Source organism: Prauserella flavalba, from assembly GCF_003202235.1.
GTDB lineage: Bacteria > Actinomycetota > Actinomycetes > Mycobacteriales > Pseudonocardiaceae > Prauserella_A > Prauserella_A flavalba.
Window position 1 is genome coordinate 286,635 of the sequence record NZ_MASU01000009.1, and the last position, 19,075, is coordinate 305,709.

16 protein-coding genes are annotated in these 19,075 nt (G+C 73.1%); 7 read left to right on the forward strand and 9 right to left on the reverse strand.

The window, feature by feature from the left end:
* Nucleotides 1–6: 6 nt before the first annotated feature.
* The 5 genes from BA062_RS23410 to BA062_RS23430 all read right to left on the reverse strand — a co-directional run bounded on the left by BA062_RS23410 (nucleotide 7) and on the right by BA062_RS23430 (nucleotide 4,555).
* Nucleotides 7–768: a glucose 1-dehydrogenase gene (locus BA062_RS23410; protein WP_110340183.1), complete on the reverse strand. Its 762-nt coding sequence runs from the start codon at nucleotides 766–768 to the stop codon at nucleotides 7–9.
* A 7-nt stretch (nucleotides 769–775) separates the two neighbouring features.
* Nucleotides 776–2,284, reverse strand: a complete 1,509-nt coding sequence (locus BA062_RS23415) for an aldehyde dehydrogenase family protein (RefSeq protein WP_110340185.1) — start codon at nucleotides 2,282–2,284, stop codon at nucleotides 776–778.
* A 9-nt stretch (nucleotides 2,285–2,293) separates the two neighbouring features.
* Nucleotides 2,294–3,187 (reverse strand): 3-oxoacyl-ACP reductase, encoded by an 894-nt coding sequence (locus tag BA062_RS23420; protein WP_110340187.1) that lies wholly within the window; start codon nucleotides 3,185–3,187, stop codon nucleotides 2,294–2,296.
* Nucleotides 3,184–4,272 carry a Zn-dependent alcohol dehydrogenase gene (locus BA062_RS23425; protein WP_110340189.1) on the reverse strand — a complete coding sequence of 363 codons (1,089 nt, stop codon included), beginning with the start codon at nucleotides 4,270–4,272 and terminating at the stop codon, nucleotides 3,184–3,186. The genes BA062_RS23420 and BA062_RS23425 overlap by 4 nt, the downstream gene beginning before the upstream one ends.
* A gap of 91 nt (nucleotides 4,273–4,363) precedes the next feature.
* On the reverse strand, nucleotides 4,364–4,555 hold the full coding sequence (locus BA062_RS23430; protein ID WP_110340191.1) for a ferredoxin: 192 nt from the start codon (nucleotides 4,553–4,555) through the stop codon (nucleotides 4,364–4,366).
* Nucleotides 4,556–4,644: 89 nt separating this feature from the next.
* Between BA062_RS23430 and BA062_RS23435 the strand changes: the two genes are divergently transcribed.
* Genes BA062_RS23435 through BA062_RS23450 form a run of 4 tightly spaced genes read left to right on the forward strand, consistent with a single transcriptional unit; the run spans nucleotide 4,645 to nucleotide 9,672 of the window.
* Complete coding sequence (locus BA062_RS23435; protein WP_110340193.1) at nucleotides 4,645–5,826, forward strand: acyl-CoA dehydrogenase family protein; 1,182 nt, start codon at nucleotides 4,645–4,647, stop codon at nucleotides 5,824–5,826.
* Nucleotides 5,827–5,834: 8 nt separating this feature from the next.
* Nucleotides 5,835–6,899 carry an acyl-CoA dehydrogenase family protein gene (locus BA062_RS23440; protein WP_110340195.1) on the forward strand — a complete coding sequence of 355 codons (1,065 nt, stop codon included), beginning with the start codon at nucleotides 5,835–5,837 and terminating at the stop codon, nucleotides 6,897–6,899.
* Nucleotides 6,896–8,494 carry a long-chain-fatty-acid--CoA ligase gene (locus tag BA062_RS23445; protein WP_110340197.1) on the forward strand — a complete coding sequence of 533 codons (1,599 nt, stop codon included), beginning with the start codon at nucleotides 6,896–6,898 and terminating at the stop codon, nucleotides 8,492–8,494. The genes BA062_RS23440 and BA062_RS23445 overlap by 4 nt, the downstream gene beginning before the upstream one ends.
* Before the next feature lie 5 nt (nucleotides 8,495–8,499).
* A complete protein-coding gene (locus BA062_RS23450) occupies nucleotides 8,500–9,672 on the forward strand; it encodes an LVIVD repeat-containing protein (RefSeq protein WP_110340499.1) in 1,173 nt (390 codons plus the stop codon).
* 64 nt (nucleotides 9,673–9,736) lie between these two features.
* On the opposite strand, the gene BA062_RS23455 is transcribed toward BA062_RS23450, so the two are convergent.
* The 3 genes from BA062_RS23455 to BA062_RS23465 all read right to left on the reverse strand — a co-directional run bounded on the left by BA062_RS23455 (nucleotide 9,737) and on the right by BA062_RS23465 (nucleotide 14,630).
* Nucleotides 9,737–12,436, reverse strand: coding sequence for a bifunctional acetate--CoA ligase family protein/GNAT family N-acetyltransferase (locus BA062_RS23455; RefSeq protein WP_110340199.1), 2,700 nt, complete (start codon nucleotides 12,434–12,436; stop codon nucleotides 9,737–9,739).
* Between the two features lie 5 nt (nucleotides 12,437–12,441).
* Nucleotides 12,442–13,614, reverse strand: coding sequence for an acetoin utilization protein AcuC (locus BA062_RS23460; RefSeq protein WP_110340201.1), 1,173 nt, complete (start codon nucleotides 13,612–13,614; stop codon nucleotides 12,442–12,444).
* A gap of 167 nt (nucleotides 13,615–13,781) precedes the next feature.
* Nucleotides 13,782–14,630 (reverse strand): sulfurtransferase, encoded by an 849-nt coding sequence (locus tag BA062_RS23465; RefSeq protein WP_110340203.1) that lies wholly within the window; start codon nucleotides 14,628–14,630, stop codon nucleotides 13,782–13,784.
* A 138-nt stretch (nucleotides 14,631–14,768) separates the two neighbouring features.
* On the opposite strand from BA062_RS23465, the gene BA062_RS23470 reads away from it, so the two are divergent.
* From BA062_RS23470 to galE, 3 genes are all read left to right on the forward strand, one after another.
* Entirely contained in the window at nucleotides 14,769–15,464 is a 696-nt protein-coding gene (locus BA062_RS23470) for an iron-dependent transcriptional repressor DtxR (RefSeq protein ID WP_110340205.1), read from the forward strand.
* Nucleotides 15,461–16,633, forward strand: a complete 1,173-nt coding sequence (galK, locus tag BA062_RS23475) for a galactokinase (protein WP_110340207.1) — start codon at nucleotides 15,461–15,463, stop codon at nucleotides 16,631–16,633. Before BA062_RS23470 ends, galK begins: the two co-directional genes overlap by 4 nt.
* Nucleotides 16,634–16,859: 226 nt before the next feature.
* Nucleotides 16,860–17,864, forward strand: coding sequence for a UDP-glucose 4-epimerase GalE (gene galE, locus BA062_RS23480; protein WP_110340209.1), 1,005 nt, complete (start codon nucleotides 16,860–16,862; stop codon nucleotides 17,862–17,864).
* Here galE and BA062_RS23485 read toward each other — a convergent pair.
* Nucleotides 17,830–18,930, reverse strand: a complete 1,101-nt coding sequence (locus BA062_RS23485) for a DUF4192 domain-containing protein (protein WP_110340211.1) — start codon at nucleotides 18,928–18,930, stop codon at nucleotides 17,830–17,832. The two genes, galE and BA062_RS23485, sit on opposite strands and share 35 nt — an antisense overlap.
* Between the last annotated feature and the right edge of the window lie 145 nt (nucleotides 18,931–19,075).

Below are 19,075 nucleotides of genomic sequence, written 5' to 3' on the forward strand. Positions count from 1 at the left end.
ACTCGGTCACAGCTTCAGCGCGTGTGTGGCCGTGGCGCCCCCGTCCGCCACGAACTCGCCCCCCGTGCAGTACGAGCTCTCGTCGCCGGCCAGGAACAAGGCCACCTCGGCGATCTCCTCCGGCCGCCCGACCCGCTGCAGTGCGAGCCTGCGGGCCACCCGCGAGAAGTCCACCTCGGCGCCCCCGGCCGCGTCGCTCACCATCTGGGTGTCGATCATGCCGGGATGCAGTGAATTGACCCTGATGCCGCGTTCCCCGAGCTCGAGCGCGGCCACCTTGGTCATTCCCCTGATCGCGAACTTACTCGCCGTGTAGGCGACCAGGAACGGCATACCCGCGAGTCCCTCCACAGAGGACACGTTGACGATCGAACCGCCACCCGCGTTCGACATGGGTTCAACGACCGAGCGCATGCCGAGAAACGCCCCGACCTGGTTGATTCTGATCACCCGCTCGTAGTCGGCGAGCGTGGTCTGGCCCAGCGGCGAGAAGTGCAGCACCCCGGCGTTGTTGACCAGGACCGTGAGCGAGCCGAACTCGGCGACCGTGCGGTCCACGACCCGCGCCCAGTCGTCCTCCTCGGCCACGTCGAGGTGCACGTAGGCGGCCGAGTCGCCGAGCTCACCGGCGAGCGCCTTGCCCTCGGCGTCGTTGACGTCGGCGATCATGATCTTGGCGCCCTCGGCGGCGAACCGGCGCGCCGCGGCGGCGCCCTGGCCGCGCGCGGCTCCGGTGATCAGGGCGACCTTTCCCGTCAGCCTGCCCATGCCCGTGTCACATCATCTCGTCGGTCAGCGGCAGGAACACCGACTTCAGCTCGGTGTAGGCCTCGATCGCCGACAGCCCGCCCTCGCGGCCGAGCCCGGACTGCTTGAACCCGCCGAACGGCAGGTGCGGTTCGATCTGGAAGCCGTTGACGCCCACCGTGCCCGCCTTGAGCGCGCGCGTGACCCGGAAGGCCCGCTGCACGTCGGCGGTGAACAGGCCCGCGCCGAGCCCGTATTCGGTGTCGTTGGCGAGCGCGATCGCCTCGTCCTCGTCGTCGAAGGGCACCACGGCGAGCACGGGACCGAAGATCTCCTCCTGCGCGATGGTCGCCGAGTTGGCGACGTCGGCGAAGATCGTCGGTGCCACGAAGTTGCCGCCCGCGAGGTCGCCGCCGAGCCGCTCGCCGCCGGTGACGAGCCTGCCCTCGGTCTTGCCCTGCTCGATGTAGCCGAGCACCCGGTCGAGCTGGCGCCCGTTGATGAGCGGCGCCGAGATCACGGTGGGGTCGAACGGGTCGCCGTAGGTCACCGCGGCGGCCATGCCCTGCGCGGCGCCGAGGAACTCGTCGTAGACGTCGCGGTGCACGAGCGCCCGCGTGTTGGCCACGCACGCCTGCCCGGACAGGCCCATCGTCACGGCGCCGACCACGGTCGCGGCGGCGACCCCGACGTTGGGCGCGTCGGCGAACACCACGGCCGGGCTCTTGCCGCCCAGCTCCAGCGAGACCCGCTTGAGGGTGCCCGCCGACGCCTCGACGATGTGCTTGCCGACGGCGCGGCTGCCGGTGAAGCTCACCTTGTCGACGTCCCGGTGGTTGATCAGCGCCTCGCCCACCTGCTCGCCCGTGCCCGTCACAACGTTGAGCACGCCCTCGGGCAGGCCCGCCTCGATGAGCAGCTCCACCATGCGCAGCACGGAGAACGTGCAGTACTCCGAGGGCTTGAGCACGATCGTGCAGCCCGCCGCGAGCGCGGGGGCGACCTTCTGCGCGAACAGCAGGAACGGCGCGTTCCACGGCAGGATCGCCGCGACCACGCCGATCGGCTCGCGGAACGTCATGGCGAGGTGGTCGCCGCCCTGGTACGGCGGCAGCGTCTGGCCGCCGAGCTTGTCGACCCACCCGGCGTGGTGGTCGAAGACGTCGGCCGCGGCGCCCACCGAGGTCGCGTAGATGCCGCCGAACGACAGCGGCACCGAGTTGTCGAGCGCCTGCAGTGCGCGCAGCTCGTCGGCGTGCTTGCGCAGCAGCTCGGCATAGCGGTGCAGCAGCCCGATCCGCACGCCCGCGCGGGGCCGCGACCACGTGCCCGAGTCGAATGCCTTCCTCGCGGCGGCGACGGCGGCGTCCACGTCGGCCGCGGTGCCTTTGGCGAACTCGCCGACCTCCTCGCCGGTGGCCGGGTGATGGTGGGTCCAGGTGGCGCCGCTCTCGGACGGGCACCAGGTGCCGCCGATGAGGAGCTGGCCTGCCTTGAGCCCCACCGACTCGCGGTGCGGCTGCACGGTGAGCGTCATGTGTTCTCCCTAGGGAAGTGACAGAACGTCGTTGGCTGCGAACATCCGATCGGGGTCACGCCCGGCGAAGTACCCGCCGACGTGCTCGGCGAGCTCGGCGGTGGTCCACGTGCCGCCCGCCGTGTCGAAGCGCCGCTCCACCTCCGGCGGCTTGAGGAGGGCGACCATGCCGCCGTGCACCACGAACACCTGGCCGTTGATCGCGGCGGCGGCGGGCGAGGCGAGGTAGGCGACGAACGGGGCGACGTGGTCCACCGACAGCGGGTCGGCGCCCTCGGCGGGCGCGTCGCCGAAAACCGACTCGGTCATGGCGGTGCGGGCCCGGGGGCAGATGGCGTTGGCGCAGACGCCGTAGCGGGCGAGTGCCCGGGCGCTCGACACGGTGAGCGCGGCGATGCCCGCCTTGGCGGCGCTGTAGTTGGGCTGGCCGGGCGAGCCGACGAGGAACGCCTCCGACGCGGTGTTGACGATCCGGCCGTACACCGGTCCGCCCTCCACTTTGGACTTCCCTCGCCAGTACGCGGCGGCGCCGCGGCACAGCAGGAAGTGCCCGCGCAGGTGGACGCGGAGCACGGTGTCCCACTCCTCGTCCGACATCGAGAACAGCATCCGGTCGCGCAGCACGCCCGCGTTGTTGACGAGCACGTCCAGCCCGCCGAAGTGCTCGGTCGCCGCGGCGAGCAGCGCGTCGGCGGTCTCGCGCTCGCCGACGTCGCCGGTGACCGCGAGCGCCTTGCCCCCGGCGGCCTCGATGTCGGCGACGGTCCGCGCGGCGCCCTCGCCGACGTCGTTGACCACCACCGCCGCACCGGCCGACGCGAGCGCGAGCGCCTCCGCGCGCCCGAGCCCCGCGCCCGCCCCGGTGACGACGGCGGTCCTGCCCTCCAGGCTGACCGGGCTCACCCGAGGGTCACCACCTGGCGGATGACGTCGCTGGTGCCCTGGCGCAGCACGCCGAGGCCGTCGTTGATCTCGCTGAAGCCGAGGCGGCGGGAGATCATGCCGTCGAGATCGAGCAGGCCGGCCCGCCAGAACCTGAGCATCCGCGCGGTGTCGCGGTGCACGTGCGCGGAGCCGTAGAACGAGCCGAGGATCTTCTTGTCGTGCAGGAACAGCTCCTGCGCGCTGAACTGCACCATCGCGTCGGCCTTGCCCGCACCGACGATGATCACGGAGCCGCCGCGGCGGGCGTTGTCCCACGCGGAGCGGATCGTGGCGGGCAGGCCGACCACGTCGAAGGCGTGGTCGAAGCCCTCGGCGGCGGTCAGCGACTCCTTGAGCCCGGCAAGACCTTCCGGCGTGGTCGCGTGGGTGGCGCCGAAGCGGAGGGCGACGTCGTGCTTGGCCTCGACCGGATCCACGGCGACGATCGTGGTGGCACCGGCGATGCGCGCGCCCTGGAGCACCGAGATGCCGACGCCGCCGCACCCGATCACCGCCACCGTGGAGCCCGGCGTGACCTTCGCGGTGTTGAGCACGGCCCCGACGCCGGTGAGCACGCCGCACGCGATGAGCGCGGCGGTCTCGAACGGCACGTCCTGGTCCACTTTGACCGCGCCCGAGGCGGGCACCACCACCTCCTCGGCGAACGTGCCGAGCCCGGCGTAGCCGAAGATCGGGCTGTCGCCCTGCTTGAACCGGGGCGTGGTGAACGCCGCGATCGCGTGGACCGCGCACAGGTTCGGCTCGCCGCGCAGGCAGCTCGGGCAGCTGCCGCACGGCGGCACGAACGACACGGTGACGTGGTCGCCGGGCGCGAGATGCTCGACGCCCTGGCCCACCTGGAGCACCTCACCGGCGCCCTCGTGGCCGATGATGCCGGGCGCGAGCGCCGGCAGGGTGCCGTCCATCGCGGACAGGTCGCTGTGGCAGATGCCCGATGCGCGCACGCGGATCCGGACCTCGTGGGGACCCGGGTCCACCGTCGTGACGTCGTCGCGCAGCTCGAGCTTCTCGTCGCCGATCGCGTTCAGTACGGCTGCTCTCACTCCGGCTGCCTCCCGCCAGGTCACCGCGAGCCGCCCTTGGCCCGCGTTTCCCGCAAGACTAGAATCTGTTCTTGTTGAGGGCAAGCCTCAATCAGTCGCTCTTGAACAGGGCATTCCTGGGGCAAGCGTCGATTGCTTGGGAAACAAGTTCTACTTTGTCGTCCGACACCTCGGCCCGGCTGATGAGCAGCTCGTCGTCGTCATCGAGCTCGAACACCCCTGGCGCGATCCCCGCGCAGACCGCGTTGGCCTCGCACAGGTCCCGGTCGACCTCCACCCGCATTCCGACCTCCTCGAAGAACTAGAACCTGTTCTACACTAGCCCGGCGGGCGAGCCCGGCACCATGTCCAACGCGCGAGCGGGAGGATCAGATGCGGATCGGTTTCACATCCGAGCAGGAACGGCTGCGCGCCCACCTCCGCGAGTACTTCGCCGAGCTGATGACCCCCGAACGCAGGGAGGGCCTCGCGAGCGACGGCGGAGAGTACGGCGATGGCCTGGCGTACAAGGAGATCGTGCGACAGCTGGGCAAGGACGGGTGGCTCGCGATCGGCTGGCCGGAGGCCTACGGCGGGCAGGAGCGCTCGATGCTCGACCAGCTCGTCTTCACCGACGAGGCGGCCATCGCCGGGGTGCCGGTGCCCTTCCTGACGATCAACACCGCGGGGCCGACGATCATGCGGTTCGGCACCGAGGAGCAGAAGGCGTTCTACCTGCCGAGGATCGCCGCCGGCGAGCTGCACTTCTCGATCGGCTACTCCGAGCCCGGCGCCGGCACCGACCTCGCGGCGCTGCGCACGCGGGCCGTGCGCGACGGCGACGAGTACGTGATCAACGGGCAGAAGATGTGGACGAGCCTCATTGAGTACGCCGACTACGTGTGGCTCGCCGCCAGAACCGATCCGGGCGCGCCCCGCCACAAGGGGCTCAGCATGCTCGTGGTGCCCACCTCGGCCGAGGGGTTCTCGTGGACCAAGGTGCGCACGGTCGCCGGACCGGGCACGAGCGCGACCTACTACGACGACGTTCGCGTGCCCGTCAGCGCGCGCATCGCGGAGGAGAACGCGGGCTGGCCGCTGATCACCAACCAGCTCAACCACGAGCGCGTCGCGCTGACCTCCGCCGCCCCGCTGGCGTCGGCGCTCGCCGACGTGCTCGCCTGGACGCGCGAGACCAAGCAGCCCGACGGCAGCCGCGTGATCGACGCCGAATGGGTGCGCACGCACCTGGCCCGCGTGCACGCCCACACGGAGTACCTCAAGCTGCGCAACTGGCGGATCGCCTGGGCCGCGGCCGAGAGCGAGCTGGGACCGGCAGAGGCGTCGGGCACCAAGGTGTTCGGCACCGAGCTCGCCACAGAGGCCTACCGGCTGCTCATGGAGGTGCTCGGCGCGGCCGCCGTCGTGCGCGAGGGCTCGCCGGGGGCGCTGCTGCGCGGGCGGATCGAACGCGCGCACCGGTCGGCGCTGATCCTCACCTTCGGCGGCGGCACCAACGAGATCCAGCGCGACCTCGTCGCCGCGACCGCACTCGGTCTTCCCGTCAAGCGCTAGGGGCAACCATGGACTTCACCCTCACCGAAGCACAGCAGGACCTCGCGGCGCTCACCCGCCGCATCGCGAACGACCACGTCACCCCCGAGTCGCTCGGGCCGGCGGGCGCGGGCGGCTTCGACCGTGCACTGTGGACGGCCCTGGCCAGGGCGGGCGTGCTCGACGCCGCGCTGCCCTCGGCGGTCGGCGGCGGCGGGTTCGGGCTGCTCGAACAGTGCTCGATCCTGATCGAGCTGGGCCGGGCCGTCGCCCCGGTGCCCTACCTGCCGGGCATCGCCGCGGCGGCCGCCACGCTCGCCGAATTCGGCACCCCCGAGCAGACGGAACGCTGGCTCGTTCCCGTGCTGCGCGGCGAGCGCGTGCTCGCCGTGGCCCTGCCCGACACCGGCGCGCCCACCGGGTTCACCGCCGAACGCGACGACGCCGGCGTGCGGATCACCGGTGCGCAGTCGGCGGTGCCCTTCGGTGCGTTCGCCGACGGCTTCCTCGTGCAGGCCACGTCCGCCGACGGCGAGCTCGTCGCCGTGGTGGACGCGAACGACCTCACGGTGTCCCCGCAGTCGGCCGTGGACCACGCCGACGCCGCGCTCGCCGAGGCCACCGACGCGCGCGCGAGCGCCGTGCTGCCCGCACGGGCGGTCCCGTGGCTGCGAGCGCGCGCCACGGCCGGGCTCTGCGCGTTCCAGCTCGGGGTGCTGGAACGGGCCGTGGAGCTCACGGCGGAGTACGCGCGCGAGCGCACGCAGTTCGGGCAGCCCATCGGCGGGTTCCAGGCCGTGCGGCACCGCCTCGCGGACGCACACCTCGATGTCGAGGCGGTGCGGCTGACCCTGTGGCAGGCCGCGTGGCGGCTCACCGAACGAGAGGACGCCGCCGAGGAGGTCGCCACGGCCAAGTACTGGGCGGCCGAAGCCGGACACCGCGTCGCCCATACCGTCGTGCACGTCCACGGCGGCGTCGGCATCGACGTCGACCACCCGGTGCACCGCTACTTCGTCGCGGCCAAGCGCACCGAGTTCGCGCTCGGCGGCGCGACCGCGCACCTGCGTGAGCTCGGCTCGCAGCTCGCATGAACGCCGTTCCCACCGTCACCGAGCTGCTGCTGGCCCGCACCGGCGACGAGCACGCCGGGCTGCGGTTCGCCGACCGCGCGTGGACGTGGGCGGAGTGCGTACGGCGGAGCGCAGCGCACGGCGCGCTCCTGCGCACGCTGCTGCGTCCCGGCCCGCCGCCGCACGTCGGAGTGCTCGCGGACAACGTGCCGTCGTTCGCCTTCCTGCTCGGCGGCGCCGCGCTGTCGGGCACGGTGCTGGCCGGGCTGAACCCGACCCGCCGGGGCGAGGCGCTGGCGCGCGACGTCCGGCTCGCCGACTGCCAGTTCGTGCTCGCCGAGGCGAAGTACGTGCCGCTGCTGGCCGACGTGGGCGTGCCCGTACTCGACCTCGACGGTCCGGAGTGGACGGAACTGCTCGCCGCGCACGCCCGCGCCGAGCCCAAGCCAGTGCCCGCCCGCCCTGACGACCTGCTGATGCTCATCTACACCTCCGGCACGAGCGGCGACCCGAAGGCGGTGCGCTGCACCCACGGCAAGATCGCGTTCCCCGGCCGGATGCTCGCCGAGCGGTTCGCGCTGTCCACGGCGGACACCGTGTACGTCGCGATGCCGATGTTCCACTCCAACGCGATCATGGCGGGCTGGGCGGTCGGGCTGGCGGCCGGTGCCACGATCGCGCTGCGCCGCCGGTTCTCCGCGTCGGGCTTCCTCCCCGACGTGCGCCGGTTCGGCGCCACGTACGCGAACTACGTCGGCACACCGCTGTCCTACGTGCTCAGCACGCCAAGGCTGGCCGACGACGCCGACAACCCGCTGCGCGTCGTGTACGGCAACGAGGGCGCCGAGGCCGACCTCGCCGCGTTCGCCGAGCGGTTCGGCTGCCGCGTGGTGGACGCGTTCGGCTCCACCGAGGGGGGCGTCGGGTTCGCGCGCACCCCGGACACCCCGCCCGGCTCGCTCGGCAGGCCCACCCCCGGTGTCGAGGTGCTGCACCCCGGCACTGGCGCGCCGTGCCCGCCCGCGCGGTTCGGCGCGGACGGCACGCTGCTCAACGCCGCCGACGCCGTGGGCGAACTGGTCAACACCACCGGCGCCGGCTGGTTCGCGGGCTACTACGGCGACGACGCCGCGACCGAGGAGCGGCTGCGCGACGGCCGGTACCACACGGGCGATCTCGCCTACACCGACGAGCGGGGCTTCTGCTACTTCGCGGGACGGCACGGCGACTGGCTGCGCGTCGACGGCGAGAACCTCGGCACGGCACCGATCGAACGGGTACTACTGCGCCACCCCGCGGTCGCGGAGGCCGCCGTGTACGCGGTGCCGGGGCGCGTCGGCGACGACGTGATGGCCGCGCTCGTGCCCGAGCCCGGCGCCACGCTCACTCCCGCCGAGTTCGGCGCTTTCCTGGCCGCGCAGCCCGATCTCGGCCCCAAGCAGCTACCACGCTTCGTGCGGATCGTCGACCAACTGCCGAGGACGGCCACGTTCAAAGTGGTGAAACGCCGGCTTGCCGCCGAGGGCGTGGACTGCTCCGATCCGGTGTGGTCCAGACCGAATGCGGCGCCGATGTACGAAACCCGCCCCACGCGGGACGAATCTGCCCTACCGTGACCGGCATGCGAAGCCGAGGACCGCTCTGCGCTCTCTCCGCACTCAGCCTGGTCGCCGCCGTGTCGGTGGTGTCCGCACCCGCGGCGAGCGCCGCGCCGGTCACGCTCACGGCGAGCGACTTCCGCCTCGCCGAGGGCGCCTACAACGCCGTGATCGCGAAACTCGACGACGCCCTGCCGAACGCGTCGCTGCCCGCCGTGCTGGACAGCGCCAACCGCACCGGCACCACGAGCGGGTGCGACCCCTCCGCGACCGGGCAGGTGGCGGCGTTCTGCTGGCAGTCGGGCGACAACGGCACCGCCGACTGGTACCCGCAGGGCATCAGCACCACCGCCGACGCCTACGGCAGCGGCACCTACGAGGGCCGCACCGCGCTGTTCGTCAGCTGGTACTACAACGGCTCCGGCACCAACAAGGGCGTCCGTGTGTCCTTCGTGGACTACGCGACCCCATCCGCGCCGAAGTACCGCCACGTGCTGCTCGTCGAGCCGTACACCAACTCGGCGGGCCTGCCCGACTTCCGCCCGGTGACCGTGCACGCCGGCGGCATCTTCACCTACGGCCACTACCTCTACTCGGCCGACACGTGGGGCGGGTTCCGGGCCTTCGACCTGCGGCACCTGTGGAAGGTCTCGACCGGGGACGAGTCGAAGATCGGCAGGCAGTCCGACGGCAGCTACCACGCCTTCAACTACGCCTACGTGCTCCCGCAGGCGCAGAAGTTCACGGCGTCCACCACGAACGGCGTCGCGCGGCTGCGCTACTCGGCGGCCTCGCTGGACCGCACCAGCTCGCCCGACAGCGTGGTCGTGCCCGAGTACAACGCCGACGGCACCGGCTCGCGCGTCGTGCGGTTCCCGATCGACTACACCGACCGCAAGTTCAAGGAGTCGGCCGACGGCTACACCCACGCCACCGAGGCCTACCGCACCGACATCGCCAGCATGCAGGGCGCGACGGCGATCAACGGCGAGTTCCTCGTGTCGGCGAGCGCGGGCTCGGGCTCGCGCGGCTCGGTGTACACGTTCACGGCGAGCAGCGGACCGGCCAAGCACAGCGGAGCCCAGCCGATCGGCCCCGAGGACCTCTCCTACCGGGGCCCGCAGCAACAGCTGTGGGGGCTCACCGAGTACCCCGGCAAGCGCTACGTCTACGCGATGAAACCCTCGGCGTTCTAGGCCGGAGCGGTGGCGCTCGGGCCTTCGCGGCAACCGGCCGGGCCGCCGCCGGACGGCACGCGGATCAGTCCTCCGGCGCGGTGATTGGGCGCAGCCTGCGCGGTCCCGAGTCCGGGCGCGACGGCGGCGGTCCCAGTACCATGCGCGCGTTGGTGACGAAGGCGCCGTCGGGCGAGGCGAGGATCGGGTCGAGCGACAGCGAGCGCACCTCGGGGTTGTCCTCGGCCAGCGCCGCCACGCGCAGCACCAGGTCCTGCAACGCCGCCAGGTCGGCGGGCTCGTCGCCGCGGTAGCCGGTGAGCAGCGGCGCCGTCTTGGGCTCGCGCACGATCGTCGCGGCGTCGACGTCGGTGAGCGGCACCGCGCGGAACGCCTGGTCGCCGAGCAGCGTGCTCACCACACCGGAGAGGCCGAAGGCGACGAGCGTGCCGAACGACGGGTCGTCCTGCAGCCCGATCACGCACGACACTCCCTTCGGTGCCATGCGCTGCACGTACACCTCGTCGGCGCCCGAGACCTCCCGCAGATCGCGGTAGCTGACGCGCACCGAGTCCTCCGACGTGAGGTCCAGCCGCACGCCCGCGAGGTCCGGCCTGCCGCGCAGCCGGTCGTCGAACGCCTTGAGCGTCACCGGGTAGCCCAGCTCCGCCGCGGCCGCCACGGCGTCGTCGGCGCCCGCGACGAGCCGGAACGGCACCACCTCGATGCCGTAGCACGCAAGCAGCCGCACCACCTCGTCGTCGGTCAGGACCCGGTTGTGGTCGTCGGCCAGCAGCTCCCGGACCATGCCCCGCGCCTGCTCCGCGTGCAGGCCCGCGGGCCGCACGAGCGTGCCTTGTGGCCGCTGCCGCCACGCGGCGTAGCGCACCACGCGCGCGAGCGCGTTCACCGCGCGCTCCGGGCTCGGGTAGCTCGGGATCGACCCCGCCGAGGGCGCCCCGTCCTCGCCCGGCACCGCCAGCTCGGCGGGCACCCCCTCGGCGGCGAGGAACGTCGAGACGATCGGCTTCTGGACCGTGTCCTTCCGCGCCGTGACGGTCTCCCGCAGCGACCGCGCGTAGGCCGTGCCGGGAATCGCCACCGGGGGCACGAACACGGCGACGAGGGCGTCCACGTCCGGCGAGTCCAGCGCCTCCCCCACGGCTGCCGCGAACTGCTCGGGCGAGGCCTGCGGGCCGACGTCCACCGGATCGATGCCGAGCCGCAGCCCCTGCGCCCGCGCGGTGTCCGCGGCGAGCAGCCCGATCGCGCTCGAGTTGCCGACGATCGCGATCCGCGAACCCGTGGGCAGCGGCTGGTGGGCGAAGACCAGCGCGGTGTCGAACAGCTGCGCCAGCGAGTCCACCCGCACGACCCCGGCCTGCTCGAACAGTGCCTGCACGCTCGACTCGTCGATCTCGGTCGAGGTGGCCGCCAGCTGCGGGCGCACCGCGTGCCGCCCGGACTTCACCGCCACGATCGGCTTGCTGCGCGCGAGCCTGCGCGCGAGGCGCGCGAACTTGCGCGGGTTGCCGAACGACTCCAGGTACAGCAGCACGAGATCGGTCCTCGGGTCGGTCTCCCAGTACTGCAGCAGGTCGTTGCCGGAGACGTCGGCGCGGTTACCGGCCGACACGAACGTCGAGAGCCCGAGCCCGCGCGCCTCGGCGTCGGCGAGGATCGCGGTGCCCAGCGCACCGGACTGGCAGAAGAAGCCCGTGCGCCCGCGTTTGGGCAGCCGGGGCGCGAGCGTGGCGTTGAGCCGCACGCGCGGGTCGGTGTTGAGCACGCCGAGCGCGTTCGGGCCCACCACGCGCATGCCGTGTGCCCTGGCCTCGCCGACGAGCCGCAGCTCGGCGTGCTGCCCGTGCGGGCCCGCCTCACCGAAGCCCGCCGACACGATCACGAGCGTCTTGACGCCTTTGGCCAGCGCGCCGTCGAGCACCGACTCCACCTGGTCGGCGGGCACGGCGACGATCGCGAGCTCCACCGGGTCGGGGATCTCCAGCACCGATTTGTACGCGCGCACGCCGCGCACGGAGGCGTGCTCGGGGTTGACCGGGTAGACCGTGCCCGCGAAGTCGGCCGCGAGCAGGTTGCTCAGCACCGCGTACCCGATCTTGGTCGGGTCGGTGGACGCGCCGATGACGGCGACCGAGCGCGGGTGCAGCAGGTTGTGCACGCTGCGCGCCTCGGCGGCCTGCTCGCGGGCACGCGCCACGGCCAGCGACTCCTCGGTGGGGTCGATGTCGAACTCCAGGTGCACCACGCCCTCCTCGAACGCGCGGCTCACCTGGTAGCCGGCGTCGCGGAAGACCCGGATCATGGCCGAGTTCTCGGCGAGCACCTCGGCGACGAACCGGCGTAGGCCCCGCTCCGACGCGGCGGCGGCGAGGTGCTCCAGCAGGATCGACCCGAGGCCACGGCCCTGGTGCGCGTCGTCGACCACGAACGCGACCTCGGCCGATTCGGCGTCCAGCCGCTCGTACCGGCCCACGGCCACCACGTCGTCGCCGAGCAGCGCCACGAACGCCACGCGGTCGTGGTGGTCGACCGTGGAAAAGCGCTCCAGGTCCCGCGCCGGGATGCGCGGGTAGGCGCCGAAGTAGCGCAGGTAGCGCGTGCGGTCGGACAATCTGCCGTGCAGCGCCACGAGCCCGTCGGCGTCCGTCGGCACCACGGGTCGCAAGTGGACGGTTCCGCCGTCGGAGAGCAGGACGTCGGCCTCCCACTGGCGCGGGTAGTCGAAGGGATCGAAGTTCCGCTCGCCGGTGTCGCTCGTCATCTCGATCAGTCCCTCGGATCGTCCGGATCCAGGCCGTGCAGCGGGAAGACCGCCCTGCGGGTGTCGCGGATCGCCACGTCGACGGCGTCGTCGAGCCCGTCCCCCCACGGCGCGAACCCGGTGTCGCCGCCGTCGGTCATGCGCAGCGGCAGCTCCGCCCTCGGCGCCGCCTCGCGCACCAGATCCGACCACTCGGCGGGCAGCGGGGTGTCCGGATCGACGTCGCGGTCGAGCACCGTCGCGATCAGGTGGGTCCACGACCGCGGCACCACGCGGATCAGCTGGTAGCCACCGCCGCCGACCGCGAGCCACTTGCCGTCGGCGTGGGTGTCGGCGAGCTCGCGCAGCGCGCGGTAGATCGTGCGGTGACCGTCGACGGTCAGGGACAGGTCGGCGAGCGGGTCCTCCTCGTGGGAGTCCACGCCGCACTGGGTCACCAGCAGCTGCGGACGGAACTCGGCCAGCAGCGACGGCACCACGGCGTGGAACGCCCGCAGCCAGCCCGCGTCCTTCGTCCTCGGCGGCAACGGGATGTTCACGGCGCTGCCCTCGGCGCCCTCGACCCCGGTCTCGCCGGAGTACCCGGTGCCGGGGAACAACGTGAAGGGGTGCTGGTGCAGAGAGATCGTGAGCACGCGCGGGTCGCCGTAGAAGGCGGCCTGCACGCCGTCGCCGTGGTGCACGTCGGTGTCGATGTAGGCGATGCGGTCGAACCCGTTGTCCAGCAGCCACGAGATCGCCACCGACAGGTCGTTGTACACGCAGAAGCCGGACGCGTGGTCGCGCATGGCGTGGTGCAGCCCGCCCGCGATGTTCACCGCCCGCAGTGCCCTGCCCTCGGCGATGCGGCGCGCGCCGAGCATCGTCGAGCCGACGACCAGCGACGACGCCTCGTGCATGTTCGTGAAGATCGGGTTGTCGCTGGTGCCGAGCCCGTGCCCGACGTCCCAGCTCGCCATCGGCGCCTGCTTCACCGCTTCGAGGTACTCCGCGGCGTGCGCGCGGTACAGCTCGACCTCGGTCGCCGGCTCCGGCACCAGCAGGGGCACGTCCTTCAGCACCCCCAGCGCGGTCGCGAGCTTGACCGTCAGGTGCAGGCGGACCGGGTTGAACGGGTGCTCGCCACCAAGGTCGTAGCCGAGCAGTGCGGGGTCCCAGACGACGGCGGAGGACGACATGAAAAGAGAGTACTGCCGCGCGCAGCGCGTCCTTGGGGGGCGGCGGCCGGGTGACGGGAGGGCGTACTGCCGCGCGCAGCGCGTCCTTGGGGGGCGGCGGCCGGGTGACGGGAGGGCGTACCGCCGCGCGCAGCGCCTCCTGGGGGCCGCGGCCGCACGCCAGGAGGCTAACCGGGTTCGGGACCCGTCGCCGCGGGCCTGGCCGGATCGGCCGACCAGTTCGACCACGACCCCGCGTAGAGGGCCACCGGCTCACGCCTGCCCGCGACCTCCATCGCCAGCACGATCGAGCTGGCGGTGATGCCCGAGCCGCAGTAGGCGCCCACCGGCACCCCGTCACCCACGCCGAGCCTCGCGAAATGCTCGGCGAGCTCCCGGGGCGAACGCCAGCGCCCTTCGGACCCGACATGCGCGGCGAACGGGGCGTTGCGGGCGCCAGGGATATGACCGGCGCGAGGGTCGACGGGCTCCGTCTCACCCGTGTAGCGCTGCGGTGCCCTCGCGTCGAGCAGCACGCCCTCCCGGGCGAGCGCCGCGGCCTCGTCGGCGTCGAGCACGGGCAGGCCGCCGGGGCGGACCTCGAGGTCGCCCTCGGCGGGCTCCGGCTCCTCCGTCGTGACGGGCCTGCCCTCGGCCTCCCAGGCCGCGAAGCCGCCGTCGAGCACGGCGACCTCGGTGTGGCCCGCCCAGCGCAGCAGCCACCACGCCCGCGCGGCCACCGACGAGTCCGCGTCGTCGTAGGCCACGACGGGACGACCGGCGCGCACGCCCGCGGCGCGCAGCACGCGCTGCAGCGCGGCCGGGTCAGGCAGCGGGTGCCTGCCGCCCGGCCCGGGCGGTGCGGCGAGCTCGGTGTCCACGTCGACGTAGACGGCGCCCGGCAGGTGCCCGGCCCGGTAGGACTCCGCGCCCGGCGGACCGGTGAGGCGCCAGCGGACGTCGAGGACCGTGGGGCGGTCCGCGGCCGGCGCGTCGAGCAGGTCCGCGAGTTCGGCGGTCGTGATGACGGAACGCATGCGGCTCATCCTTTCCCGGCCCCGGCCGGTCACGCACCGTGGGCGGCCCGCCGGCCAATACGCCGTCGTTACGTGATCGCCTGCCGTAACTGTCCGGCACAACGACTACCATGAGCAACGCGAACAAAGGGGACAGGCGTGAACGATCTCATCGACACCACCGAGATGTACTTGCGCACCATCTACGAGCTCGAGGAAGAGGGTGTCGTGCCGCTGCGCGCGCGTATCGCGGAGCGGTTGCAGCAGAGCGGCCCGACCGTGAGCCAGACGGTGGCGCGAATGGAGCGTGACGGGCTGGTGGTGGTGGCCGACGACCGGCACCTCCAGCTGACGGACCACGGCCGCGAGCTCGCCATCGCCGTGATGCGCAAGCACCGCCTCGCCGAGCGGCTGCTCGTGGACGTCATCGGCCTGGAGTGGGAGCACGTGCACAACGAGGCGTGCCGCTGGGAGCACGTCATGAGCGAGGCCGTCGAGCGCAAGCTCGTGCAGCTGCTCGACCACCCGACCACCTCTCCGTACGGCAACCCGATCCCCGGCCTCGACAAGCTGGGCGAGGGCGAGCCCGCGCCGCCGGCCGAGGCCGACCTGGTGCGCCTGGACGAGGTGGCCCGCTCGGGCGGCGGCAAGGTGGAGATCCGGCGCATCGCCGAGCACGTGCAGCTCGACGAGTCGCTGATGACCGAGCTGAAGTCCGTGGGCATCGTGCCCGGCCAGACGGTGCACGTCGGCAAGATCAACGGCGGTGGCTCCACCGTCGAGGTCTCCGACGACCACAACTCGGCTCAGGTCGCGGCGTCGGTGTTGCACGCCGTGCTGGCGCAGGCGCGGTGACCTCTGCCGCAGCGGCGGCGGGCGCGTTCCGCACCCTGCACGGCGCCGAGCCGCGCGGGGTGTGGTCGGCGCCCGGGCGCGTCAACCTGATCGGCGAGCACACCGACTACAACGACGGCTTCGTGCTGCCGTTCGCCCTGCCCCATCGCCTCGCCGCCGCGGGCTCCCCGCGTGACGACAAGGTGCTCACCCTGGCGACGCTCGGCTCGGACGGCCGCATCCAGCAGGCCGGCCCCGTGCGGATTCCCGACCTGCGCCCCGGCGAGCCGGAGGGCTGGGCCGCCTACCCCGCCGGTGTCGCGTGGGTACTGCGCGAGCACGGCATCGACGGCGGCGCCGACCTGGTGATCGCCGGTGACGTGCCCACGGGCGCGGGCCTGTCGTCGTCGGCCGCGATCGAGTGCGCCGTGGCGCTCGCCCTGCTCGGCCTCGCGGGCCACGGCGAGCCGGACCAGGCCCGCCGCGCCGAAATCGCCCGCTGGGCGCAGCGCGCCGAGAACGAGTTCGTCGGCGTGCCGACCGGCGTGCTCGACCAGACCGCGTCGCTGTGCTGCGTCGAGGGCCACGTGCTGTTCCTCGACGTGCGCACCGGCGAGACCGAGCAGGTGCCGTTCAACGCCGAGGGCGCCGGCCTGCGCGTCCTCGTGATCGACACCCGCGTCAAGCACGCGCACAGCGAGTCCGGCTACGGCGAGCGCAGGCGCGGCACCGAGCGGGCCGCCGAGCTGCTCGGCGTCGGGGCGCTACGCGACGTCACCGGCGACGGCCTGGCCGCGGTGCTCGACACGCTGCCCGCCGAGCTGGCCCCGCTCGTGCGCCACGTCGTCACCGAGAACGACCGCGTGGTCGAGGTCGGCCGGCTCCTGCGGGAAGGCCGGATCGCCGACATCGGTCCCGTGCTCGACACCTCGCACGTCAGCATGCGCGACGACTACCGCATCTCCTGCCCCGAGCTCGACCTCGCCGTCGACACCGCCCGCGCGGCGGGCGCACTCGGCGCGCGCATGACCGGCGGCGGCTTCGGCGGCTCGGCGATCGCGCTCGTCCGCGACACCGACCAGCGGGCCGTGGAGAACGCGGTGAACGCCGCGTTCGAGCAGGCCGGGTACCGCAGACCCCGGTTGTTCACCGCGGTGCCCTCGGCGGGTGCGGGCCAGGACAGACCCTGATCCCGGCCCGCCACGGGCGGGGTGCACACTGTGCTCCGTGCCCGCGTCCGGCGATCACCGGTGGCGGGTGTCACCATCGGGGAAGCCCGCACCGGCACCCCGGTTCCCGGAACCCGCCGGGCACAGCGGCACACCAGCCCGCGCCCGGCTCCGGCACAGGCCCCGCTCGTAGCGTGGCCGCCGAGCACCCCCGATCCGCAGTCGCAACGAGGAAGGCCCCGAGCAGATGCCCACCGACACGGCACCGTCCGCCAAGCCCATGAAACTGGTCGTCACGGGTGGAGCCGGTTACATCGGCAGCGTGTGCGCGGCCCGGCTTGTCGAGGCCGGCCACGCCGTCACCGTGGTGGACGACCTGTCCACCGGCCACGAGGACGCCGTGCCCGAGGGCGCCGAGTTCGTCCGCGGTGACGCGGCCGAGGTCGCCGCAACGTTGCTGGGTCAGGGTTTCGACGGGGTACTGCACTTCGCGGCGAAGTCGCTCGTCGGCGAGTCGATGCAGGATCCGGGCACCTACTGGCGCGGCAACGTGCTCACCTCCCTCCGGTTGCTCGACGCGATGCGCACGCACGGCACACCGCGCCTGGTCTTCTCCTCCACCGCCGCGACCTACGGCGAGCCCGACACGAGCCCCATCCCGGAGACCGCGCCCACCCGGCCCACCAACACCTACGGCGCGACCAAGCTCGCCATCGACCACGCGATCACCAGCTACGCGCGGGCCCACGGACTGGCCGCGGTGAGCCTGCGCTACTTCAACGTCGCGGGCGCGTACGGCCGCTACGGCGAGCGGCACGCCACCGAGACGCACCTGATCCCGCTCGTGCTGCAGGTCGCCACCGGAGACCGCGCCCAGGCGCAGATCTACGGCGACGACTACCCCACCGACGACGGCACGGCGGTGCGCGACTACATCCACGTCACCGACCTCGCCGACGCCCACCTGCTGGCGGTGGAGCACGCCCGGGCCGGCGAGCACCAGATCTACAATCTGGGCAACGGCACCGGTTTCTCGGTGCGCCAGGTGATCGAGGCCTGCCGTGAAGTGACCGGCCACCCGATCCCCGCCGTGGTCGGCCAGCGCCGGGCCGGTGACCCGGCCGTGCTGGTGGCGTCGAGCGAGGGCGCCAGGACCGCGCTGGGCTGGAAGCCCGAGCGCACCGACCTCACCGGGATGGTCGCCGACGCGTGGCGCTTCACCCAGGACCGCAGGGCGGCGAACCCCGCGTAGGCGGCTCCTCCTCGTCCTCGGGCCCCCACAACGCCGAGGCGTCGCAGGTGCCGCCGAGCTTGGCGAGCTTCGCGGGCGGCATCGCGTGGGCCAGCGCCCGCGCCAGCAGCCCGGCCAGCACGTGGTCGGGATGGGCCTCCAGCGCCCTCTCGACGGCCATGCCCGCCAGCGGACCGTCTCCCCTCACGTAGGCGGAGTAGGCGAGCAGGCTCGCCACCTGAGCGCGCTCCGGTTTCGGGGTGGCCCGCACGAGCGCGAGCCACAGCCGCTCCGCCGTGGCCGCGCGCGGCCCGCCCGGAGGCAGTGCCGTCGCCAGGCAGGCGTCCCTGACGTCGGCGAGCTCGAGCGCGATGGCCAGCTCGGCGATCTCCTGGTCGGAGAACGTCAGCTCGCCGCGGGCGGCTCTCGCCAGCGCCGCCCGCACCGCCGTGAACGCGCGGCCGAGCAGCGCGGGACCCGGCTCCGCCGTCACCCCGAGCAGGTCGACCGCGACGTCGAGCAGCGCGGCCCGGCGGGAAAGTGCCGGCTCGTCGTCGGGAGCGAGCTGCTCGGCCATCTCCTCCCTGCTGGCGAAGGTGACCAGGCCCGCGTGCGCGGACACGGCCGCCATGACGGACGAGTCCGGGTCGGGTAGCCGTCCGCCGCAGCCCGGTTCGTCGTAGCAGCGCCACCGCGCGCCCTCCCGGATCTCGGGTACCCACAGGGCGTGCACGAGCGGGATACCGCGCTCGCCGAGCACGGCCGTGAGGGCGCCGACCAGCGTGGCGTACGGCGGCCCGGTGCCCTGTTCCGGCGGGTCCCCGCCGACGACGGCGATGGTGACGCCGCCGGGTTCCCCGGCCAGCAGCGGTTGTTCGAGCTGGAGCGCGAAGCCGGTCTCGTGGCCCGGTTCGGGCAGGTCCGCACGGAGCACGCAGCCGACGCGGCTCGCGGACGATCCACTGTGGACGACCGCGAGTACCGAGTCGGCGGGGCGGAATCCGATGAGGTGCGGGAGCGCCGCGAGCAGTTGCCCCGGCGCGCGGAGGTCGACCGTGGTGATGCCGGTCGTGGATGAGGTGGTCATGGATCCACGATGGCGTGGGGAGGGCGGGGGTGGCGGGGGTGGGAGGAATCTGTGGACGGGTGGGGGTGAGTTGAACAAGGGGGCCGGAGGGGCGGCGGTGGAGCGGGTTGGTGTCGGTGGGCGGGGCTAAGGTGGTGCGGGCCCC